This is a genomic window from uncultured Mailhella sp. (genome assembly GCF_944324575.1).
GTDB lineage: Bacteria > Desulfobacterota > Desulfovibrionia > Desulfovibrionales > Desulfovibrionaceae > Mailhella.
This window is the reverse complement of sequence record NZ_CALUWV010000079.1, coordinates 1-9,375: the sequence shown is the minus strand read 5'-3', so window position 1 is coordinate 9,375 and position 9,375 is coordinate 1. Positions and strand designations below refer to the sequence as shown.

Genomic DNA, 9,375 nt, shown 5'->3' with positions numbered 1-9,375 from the left:
CCTGCTAGGGCGCGGCTGGTAAGAAAGCCTTATAGGCGCATAAGAGGAACCACCGGCTATGCCGGTGGGGCCCCATTGGTTAAGGTCTTCAGGCAGTTGAGGGAGTGCGGGCCTCCGACATGACGGTGTCAGAACGCTCTGCCTGTTGGATGGAAGCACAGACAGAAGGTGCGGAAGAGGTGGGCGGTCATTTCTGTTTCTGCAGAAGTCGTGCGTCCATGGTGACAGGCTGTCTGCAAGTGGTTTCCGGCATGAGGAAGCATTTCTGCTGTCGCTTCACTGGGACATGTTTTTCTGGAGAGCATGCGAGTCCGGCGGCGGAATCCGTCGGATCGAAAGATGTTTTTCTCCGGAAACAGAAGCGAGAGCTGTCTGAAGTGAACACCGGGACTTCGGGAATCGTTGTATCCCGGCAGGATGGAGACATGGACCATGAAAAAGGTCACAGGTCTGTGCGGGACTCCGTACTTCTGAGGATACTGTCTTCGAAAGGTCAGGCGTCAATGAATGGATGGATGTGTTCTCCATACGTTCTGCAGAAATACGGACGGAGCGGCGGACGAATCATGCATGCAGGTGTCTGAAAGACTGGACGCCCGGGGTGAAGATGAAGAGGACCCGGGAGCGGCATGTCGGGACGGATAAGGAAAGGACGTGGCCGACAGGTACCCTGCTTACAGGGAGATCTTTCGAAGATGTCTGCTGCGGATTTTCTTCTGCTTCTGTACGGTAGAGTCAGGCGGGGAGCGCCCGGTCTGGTTTCGGACTGAGATACGTGGCGGACGGGAAGGCTTTCAGAGTCATGGACAGAGAAGTGTCGGAAAGACGTGACCTGTGCGGGGGAGAAGGGGGGCGGAACAGAAGAGAAGGAGGTTTGTGTCCTTTTCCTGGCCACGAAGAATACCGGGGCTGATCGTCTCCGGGAGTGGAGGGGGCGGCGCACTGATGTGAGGCAAAAGGAGCGTCCTCGAGCGCGTTGTTTTGAGGGACAGAGGATATGTCCGCCCGAGGGTTGCGGGGACAGGGCTCTCGGCAGGGCGGTCCATGCGTGTTCCCGGTGACGGAGGACGCGCGGAGAAGAATCTCCGTTATTTCAAAGAAAACGACGGTGAGCCTTACGGCCCGCCGTCGTAGGTGGGGAGGGAGAGCAGAGAAATGTTTTAAAGGCTACATGCCGAGAGCTTTCCTGCCTGCATTGATGACCGTTATGATCTTGTCCACATCATAGACGCTGCCTCCCCAGGTGCCGCCGCTGACGGCCTGAAGTGCCGCCCACAGACGGGTGTCGTCGGGCAGTTCTGGAGCTGGTTTCAGATCGGGATGAGGGGGACGTTCCGCCAGAATCCGGGCGCCTTCCTCGTAGGATAGAGGATGTTCGAGGTCCGTCCCGATGAAGTTTATGTGTCCTTCGAGTTTCTTGCAGTCCACGATCATTTCCACGATGTCACCGTCACGAAGCTTGGAGATGGGGCCGCCTACCAGAGCTTCCGGTCCTATGTGTCCGACGCATGCGCCCGTGGATACGCCGGAGAAGCGGGCATCGGTCAACAGGGCGACGTATTTGCCGTAGGAGAGATGCTTGAGCGAAGAGGTGAGCTGATAGGTTTCTTCCATGCCGGTGCCGGAAGGACCTCCGCCCATCATGACCATGAGGTCGCCCTTGTGGATTCTGCCCTCCTTGATGGCCTTGATGGCTTCGGTTTCCGAGGTGAAGACCTTGATGGGGGCGGTATGGCGGTATACGCCGTCGGAATCGAGAACGCCGGGATCAATGGCGGTGGACTTGATGACTGAGCCTTCAGGGGCGATGTTGCCCACGGGGAAGGTGATGGTCGAGGTTAGATTGCGCTCCCGGGCCCGTTCCGGAGACATGATGACATCGTCGGGATCGATGCCGTCCAGCTCCTTGAGCAGGCTGCGGAAGCGAGCACGGCGTTCACTGTGTTCCCACCAGTCCAGGTTTTCGCCGACGGTTGCGCCGGTGGCTGTGAGCGCGTCGAGGTTGAGGAGGCCGAGAGCCCGCAGGTGCAGCATGACTTCCGGAACCCCGCCCGCCATGAAGGCTCGCACGGTGGGGTGATACACGGGACCGTTGGGAAGTACGCTGACAAGGCGCGGGACGGCGTGGTTCACTCGGGACCAGTCTTCTACGGTGGGGACGCGGCAGCCCGCGGCGTGGGCGATGGCGGGCAGATGCAGCAGCAGGTTCGTGGAACCTCCGAAGGCCGCATGAACGGCCATGGCGTTTTCTATGGCCTTGTCGGTGAGAATGTCTCTGGTCGTGATGCCGAGTCTGTACAGGTTAAGGACGGCTCGAGCGGCCATGCGGCCGATTTCCACCCATACGTGTTCTCCGGACGGCGCGAGTGCGGTGTGCGGCAGCGCCAGTCCGAGTCCTTCGCTGACGACCTGCGAGGTTCCCGCCGTGCCGAGGAACTGACACCCTCCGCCGGAGGAGGCGCATGCGCAGCAGCCCAGGCGGGCGGCCTTTTCAAGACTGAGCTCGTTGTTGGCATAGCGTGCGCCTATGGTCTGCACGGTTCCCAGATCTTCTCCGTTTGTGGGCGGAAGTGTGGAGCCGCCGGGAACGAGCACGGAGGGCAGATCATGCATGGAGGCGAGGGCCATCATGGTGGCGGGCAGGCCCTTGTCGCAGCTCGCGATGCCGATGAGGGCCTTTGCCGTGGGCAGGGAGCGTATCTGACGACGGAAGACCATGGCCGCATCGTTGCGGAAGGGCAGGGAGTCGAACATGCCCGTGGTGCCCTGGGTCCGTCCGTCACAGGGGTCGGTGACGTAGCAGGCATAGGGCAGGCCTTTTTCTCTGGTGATTTCCTCGCCGGCTGCGGCTATCTGCAGTCCGAGTTCCCAGTGGCCCACATGCAGACCGAGTGCTTCGGGATGTCCGTCGGAGGCCCTCTGTCCGCCGAGTGTGCTGATGATGAGCACGTCCGGCCCGAGCAGATGTTCAGGGTTCCAGCCCATGCCGGCGTTCAGCGTCATGCCGAATATATCCCCGCTGGGACGTTTGCGGAGCATGTCGCCGCTGATGGGCAGGGAGCCTTCAGGGCCGTCGGCATGGGTCCTGACGTTGTAGATGTCCTGCCGGAGATCTTGATACAGAGAGTCAACTGTCATGTTTTCCTCCTTGTCAGACCGTGGGTTAGAAGTCTTTCAGAATGTCGCGGACGCGCTGCTTCTGGGACGCCGTGCTTTCCTGATAGGGAAAGCACACGGTGTCGCTGGTGAAGATGTCCATATCGACGAGCACGCTTTTCATGCCCGCCATGAAGGGGAAGGTGACACCGTAAATCGCCACAAGACGGTTGAAGATGATCTGATATTTCGCGGCGGCGTCATAGTCACCGTTCTTCATGGCGTCGCGCCAGGCGGAACACAGCTTCGGGCGGATGTTGGCCAGGGCGGCAATGCAGCCGTCTCCTCCTGCCATGACGTTGGCGGCGAAGTTGTAGTCGAAGCCGCTCAGTACTTCAAAGTGGGGAAGACGGCTCTTCACCGTCTGTATCAGGGCCACGGTGTGTGCCATGTCGGGAATGGTATCCTTGATGCCTGCGATGTTGGGATGCAGTTCAGCCAGTTTCAGGACCACTTCCGGGGAGACGGAATAGCCCGTGCGTTCAGGATAGTTGTAGATGTAAATTTTTCCCTTCACTGCCGAGGCAACACGGTCGTAGTAGCGGAAAACGCTTTCGTCGTTCAGGGCGAAGTAGTAGGGACCCACGATCATGACGCCGTCTGCGCCCTGCTCCAGAGCGAATTCGGAAAGACTGATGCAGTCTTCTACCTGCATTTCGCCGGTACCGATGAAGACTTGCATGCGATGGTCGATATGCTTCACCGCGGCGGAAATGAGCTTTTTGCGCTCCTCAAGAGGAAGATGGGGGAACTCGCCGGAGCTTCCGAAGATGGCTACGCCGTCGATGCCTCCTTCGATCAGAAAATCGTAGTGCCGGAGGCAGGATTCCACGTCGATTTCCGTGGAGCTTTTCAGGGCCGTGAGAGTTGGGGCGATGTACTTCATGTTGTCGGACTCCTTTCAGGAAAGAAATGGTACGCAGGGTTACAGGATAAAGGATGCAAAGTAGCAGATGATGACCGTGATGATGGAAACGATGCAGCCGGACAGCGTGAAGGACAGGTACATGTCCTTTACCGACATGTTCAGGAACTCGCGGAAGAACCAGAAGCCGGAGTCGGTCACATGGGACCAGCCTATGGCCCCTGCGCCGATGGCGATGCACATGAGTGCGGGGTCCACGGGATGCACGGTCAGCACGGGCGTGATGAAGCCTGCGGAAGTCATCATGGCCACGGTGGCACTGCCCAGGGCGAAGCGCAGGATGGAGGCGATGAGCCATGCCATGATGACAGGATGCATGTTGATGGAGATGAGGACCTTCTTGAGAACATCCCCCATGCCGCAGTCCATGATGACCTTGTTGAAGCTGCCCGCGGCGCCGATGACGAGCAGAATGGAAACCATGGGCAACAGGGATTTGCTGCAGAAGTCGCTCAGTTCATCGGAGGTGAAGCCGCGCTTCACGCCGAGAAAGAGAATGGAGGCCACGGCGGAGATGAAGAGCGCGATGACCGGATGTCCCAGAAATTCCACCAGGGGAAGATAGGCGGCATCCTTGCTGGAGGAAACCTCCACGATGGTCTTGCCGATCATGAGGATGAGCGGAAGCAGCGTGAGAAACAGCGTACAGCCGAAGGAAGGAAGAGGACGATCCTGTCTTGCTTCCTGAGCGTTGGCCGGAAGGGGAACATGAATGGCCTTGGAGATCTGTCTGGCAAAGAGCGGGCCGCCGATGATGGCGCCGGGGATGACGAAGACCAGACCGTAGAGAAAGACCCTGCCGACGTCGGCATGCAGGTCGTTGGCCACGGCCATGGCGGCGGGATGGGGCGGAACGACGCAGTGTACCACCAGAAGACCGGTATACAGAGAAAGCGCCACCAGCAGAATGGAGAGTTTTGCTTCTTTGGAAATGGAGAAGGCCAGAGGCATGAGCAGTACCATGCCCACCTGGGCGAATACGGGGATACCGCAGATGTAGCCTATGATGAGCATGGCCCAGTAGGCTTTTGTTTGCCCGAAAAGACTGATGAACGAATGAGCGAGACGCGATGCGCCTCCGGACACTTCAAGCATTTTTCCCATGAATGCCCCGAGGGCCAGAATGGGAGCGAGAAAGCCCAGCGTGCCGCCCATGCCTTTTTCTATGGAACCGCCTATGTCGCCGAGAGGCATTCCGCTGGCAAGCCCGAGGAAAATACATGCGGCCGTAAGGGCCAGAAAGGCATGCACCTTGAAGCGCACGCATAGAAGCACGATGCCCACGATGGTTATGGCCAGAATGATGAGAGCTCCGGTTGTACCCATACGTTCCCCCCTTTCAAGCATGAAGCTGAAGGTTTTTATAGTGTTTCTATATACGAACACAATTCGTAAAAACAAACTAATGCAAAAAATACTGTCCGGTCAAGGGGGGAGGGAGAACTTTGTGAACTTTTCTCGGGAAGGGAAAACAAGCAGATAGTCTGTGATGAAGCTTTCTTGAAAAGGGAACTGATTCCGTGTAGCATGGAGCCATGCCGACCAATATCTCTACCTCTTCCGACGTCCATATGCCGACGATGCGGGTCATCGCTCTGTTGAAGGCGCTTTCCGAAAGTCCGCAGGGACTTACGCTCACTCAGCTCGCCCGGACCATAGGCAGCAGCAAGGGGACCATATTCCCCATACTCGACACGCTTCTGCGTTACGAGTTCGTCCGCAGGGATCCTCGTTCCAATCAGTATGAGCTGGGCAGGGGACTGTATATGTTTTCCGAGGCCTTCCGCAGTCAGGATCCGCTCATGAGCAAGGCACAGTCCTGCATGCGCGACGTCGTGGACGCCTGCAATGAGATCTGCCAGCTCGGTGTGCTTTCAGGGCCGGAAGTGTTGTACATCGCCAAAGTGAACTGCAAGGAGCCCATACAGATTATTTCCCGGGTAGGATCACGCATGCCCGCCAACAGGACGGCGCTGGGCAAGGCGCTGCTGAGTCAATGGAGCCTGGAAGATCTGCACAGGCTTTTTCAGGAAAAGCTCGTTTCGAGCCCCTTTGATCTCGATGCTTTTTATCGTGAGCTTCAGCAGGTGCGGGAGAAGGGTATAGCCATGGATATTGGCGAGATCATTGCCGACCTTCATTGCCTTTCTGTTCCCGTCCATTTCGAGGGGCGCGTGGACTGTGCCATGAGCGTTTCGCTTCCCAGCTTTCGCGATACGCCGGAAAAACGGGCAATCGTGAGCCTGGCGCTTAAAAATGCGGCAGCCAAGCTGGAAGGCTTTATGCGCGAGAGCCAGGAGTGCTTCAGCAGCTGACGGAGAAGAACGTCCGGTCCGTCAGGCCTGAGCAGTGCATCTGACGGGCATGGTCCGCAAAGCGTCGCCTCCGGCCTGAAGGCGGAAAGAAAATATATGGCTGCATGAGGGCGCGACCTGTCTGCGCTCTTCAGCGGGAACTATGAGGGTGATGCAGCGTCGGAAAAATATGTATGACTGCGCCTGAAGAGGTATTGTTCCCTGCCTATGCGCGCCGGGAGCCTTGTGTGTTTTTTTCTTTGGAAGGCCACGAGCGTCTGCAATGCGTGCGGACGTCGCGCCGATGAGGAAAAGAATACGGCAAACACATCCGCAATATGGTGAGAAAGAAAGATAAAGAAAGATATTGCGGAAAAAGTCAGATCGTTTTCAGATGAATCATACGGGAAAAGAAGAAAATTTCTTTTGTCAACCGAAGGCGGGAATTGTTTTTTACAAAAAAATGGGCTATCCTGAAATATGGAAAATAGTGTGGGGAAAACACTTGCTATTTGCCTGATAAGGGGTTAGGCTGACTGACTCATTAGGATAATCTCTACGGACGGATATGCAGGCATCACACATTGAACGCTCCATATGATCAGATGCCATAAACCGCAGGCAACGCCCCTTCCGAGGTAAGGAAAGGGGGGCTTTGTTGTCTGTTTTTTCGCGTCTGCACTTTTGTGTCAAGGCTTTCTTCCGTACGTCAATTTTCCGGCGCAGGGCCGGACAACTGCCATTCTTGAGGTAAAGTAATGGGTCAGCTTACGAAGCAATTCGGCAAAATCAAAGTGTCCATTCCCATTCCGCACCTTTTGAATCTTCAGGTGGACTCTTACAGCGCCTTCCTTCAGGAAGGACGCAAGGAATCGGAACGCGATCCTCACGTGGGACTCGAAGGAGTCTTCCGGTCCGTGTTCCCCATCGAAGATTTTAATCGCACCGCCAGCCTGGAATATCTGGGCTATGAGATAAGCGAGCCAAAGTATGATCAGGCCGAGTGCATTTCCAAGGGTCTGACCTATGAAGCTCCCGTGCGCATCAAGGTACGTCTCGATATCTACGACGTCGATGAAGCCACAGGTACCCGTACCTACCGCGACGGCAAGGAACAGGACATCTATTTCGGCACGCTTCCGCTGATGACCGAAAAGGGCACCTTCATCGTCAACGGCACGGAACGCGTCATCGTCAATCAGCTGCAGCGTTCCCCCGGCATCATCTTCGAGCATGACGGCGGCAAGACGCATACGTCCCGCAAGGTGCTTTATTCCTGCCGCGTCATCCCCATGCGCGGCTCGTGGCTCGACTTCGACTTCGACCACAAGGACATCCTGTACGTGCGCATCGACCGTCGCCGCAAGATGCCCGCCACCATCCTTTTCAAGGCCATGGGCATGTCCAAGACCCAGATACTCGACACCTTCTACAAGAAGGAAGAGTATCGTCTTGACGGCGGTCGTCTGTTCATGCGTGCCGATGCCGATCTGTTCGGCAACGACAAGGACCGTCTTGCCTACAACGACATTCTCGACGCCGACGGCAACGTCGTGGTCAAGGCCGGCAAGAAGATGAACAAGCGCGACTGGAGAAAGATCTCCTCCGCGAACATCGAGTTCATCGAAGTGGCTCCCGACGCCCTGTACGGCCTCTTCCTCGGTGAGGACGTGGTGAACGCCGCCACCGGCGAAATCCTGGCCGAAGCCGCCGATGAGGTGACGCCTTCCCTGTTCGAGCAGATTCAGGAAGCGGGCGTTGCCAGCCTCTCCATTCTGCACACCAAGGGCGCCGACACTTCTTCCTCCATCCGCGACACGCTCATGCTCGACAAGACCACGAGCACCGAGAAGGCGCAGGAGGAAATCTACCGTCGTCTTCGTCCGAGCTCCCCGCCCACTCCCGAGATCGCGGCCAGCTACTTCGACAATCTGTTCCGCAATGCCGACTACTACGACCTGTCCGCCGTGGGCCGCTACAAGCTCAATCTGCGCCTCGGTCTCACCACCGACAAGGACGTGCTGACCCTCACCGACGAGGACATCATCACGGCCATCAAGGTGCTTGTGACCATGAAGGACTCCAACGGTGCGCCCGACGACATCGACCATCTGGGCAACCGTCGCGTGCGTCTCGTGGGCGAACTGGTGGAAAACCAGTACCGCATCGGCCTCGTGCGCATGGAACGCGCCATAAAGGAGCGCATGAGCATTCAGGAAGTGGCTTCGCTCATGCCCCACGACCTCATCAATCCCAAGCCCGTGGCGGCCGTGCTCAAGGAATTCTTCGGCACCTCCCAGCTGTCGCAGTTCATGGACCAGACCAACTCCCTCTCGGAAGTCACGCACAAGCGTCGTCTTTCCGCCCTGGGTCCCGGCGGTCTTACCCGTGAGCGCGCGGGCTTTGAAGTGCGAGACGTTCACACCTCCCACTACGGCCGCATCTGCCCCATTGAAACGCCTGAAGGTCCGAACATCGGTCTTATCGTTTCTCTGACCACCTACGCCAAGGTGAACGAATACGGCTTTATCGAAACGCCTTATCGCGTGATCCGCAACGGCTACCGCACCGACGAGATCGTGCACCTCGACGCTTCCTGCGAAAAGGATCAGATCATCGCTCAGGCCAATGCGCCCGTGGACGAAAACGGTCGTTTCACCGAAGAGAACATGACCGTCCGCTCCACCGGCGGCGACGTGCTCATGGCGAGCCGCGACGAAGTCACCCTGCAGGACATTTCTCCGAGCCAGATGGTGTCCATCTCCGCCGCGCTCATTCCCTTCCTTGAACACGACGACGCCAACCGAGCCCTCATGGGTTCGAACATGCAGCGTCAGGCCGTTCCGCTTCTGCGTTCCGAACGTCCTCTCGTGGGCACCGGCATGGAATACGACGTGGCCCGCGACTCCGGCGCCTGCCTTCTTGCCGAAGGTGACGGCGTGGTCCGTTATGCCGACGCCGAACGCGTCATCGTGGCCTACGACAACCTGTATCTCGAAG

General features: G+C 57.6%; 5 protein-coding genes. 2 read left to right on the top strand and 3 right to left on the bottom strand.

Annotation, left to right across the window (positions count from 1 at the left end):
• Window positions 1-1,167: 1,167 nt before the first annotated feature.
• The 3 genes from Q0J81_RS08805 to Q0J81_RS08795 are packed head-to-tail and all read right to left on the bottom strand — an operon-like array spanning window position 1,168 to window position 5,407.
• Window positions 1,168-3,138 carry a YjhG/YagF family D-xylonate dehydratase gene (locus tag Q0J81_RS08805; protein ID WP_294447259.1) on the bottom strand — a complete coding sequence of 657 codons (1,971 nt, stop codon included), beginning with the start codon at window positions 3,136-3,138 and terminating at the stop codon, window positions 1,168-1,170.
• A 25-nt stretch (window positions 3,139-3,163) separates the two neighbouring features.
• Window positions 3,164-4,042 carry a dihydrodipicolinate synthase family protein gene (locus tag Q0J81_RS08800; protein WP_294447258.1) on the bottom strand — a complete coding sequence of 293 codons (879 nt, stop codon included), beginning with the start codon at window positions 4,040-4,042 and terminating at the stop codon, window positions 3,164-3,166.
• A 39-nt stretch (window positions 4,043-4,081) separates the two neighbouring features.
• A complete protein-coding gene (locus Q0J81_RS08795; RefSeq protein WP_294447256.1) occupies window positions 4,082-5,407 on the bottom strand; it encodes a gluconate:H+ symporter in 1,326 nt (441 codons plus the stop codon).
• A gap of 209 nt (window positions 5,408-5,616) precedes the next feature.
• On the opposite strand from Q0J81_RS08795, the gene Q0J81_RS08790 reads away from it, so the two are divergent.
• Together Q0J81_RS08790 and rpoB are read left to right on the top strand one after the other, a co-directional pair.
• The gene (locus Q0J81_RS08790; protein ID WP_294447255.1) at window positions 5,617-6,396 is read left to right on the top strand and encodes an IclR family transcriptional regulator; all 780 of its coding nucleotides are present in this window, start codon (window positions 5,617-5,619) and stop codon (window positions 6,394-6,396) included.
• Between the two features lie 737 nt (window positions 6,397-7,133).
• Window positions 7,134-9,375 (top strand): DNA-directed RNA polymerase subunit beta (rpoB, locus tag Q0J81_RS08785; RefSeq protein ID WP_294447254.1); only part of this gene is annotated, 2,242 nt, incomplete at its 3' end.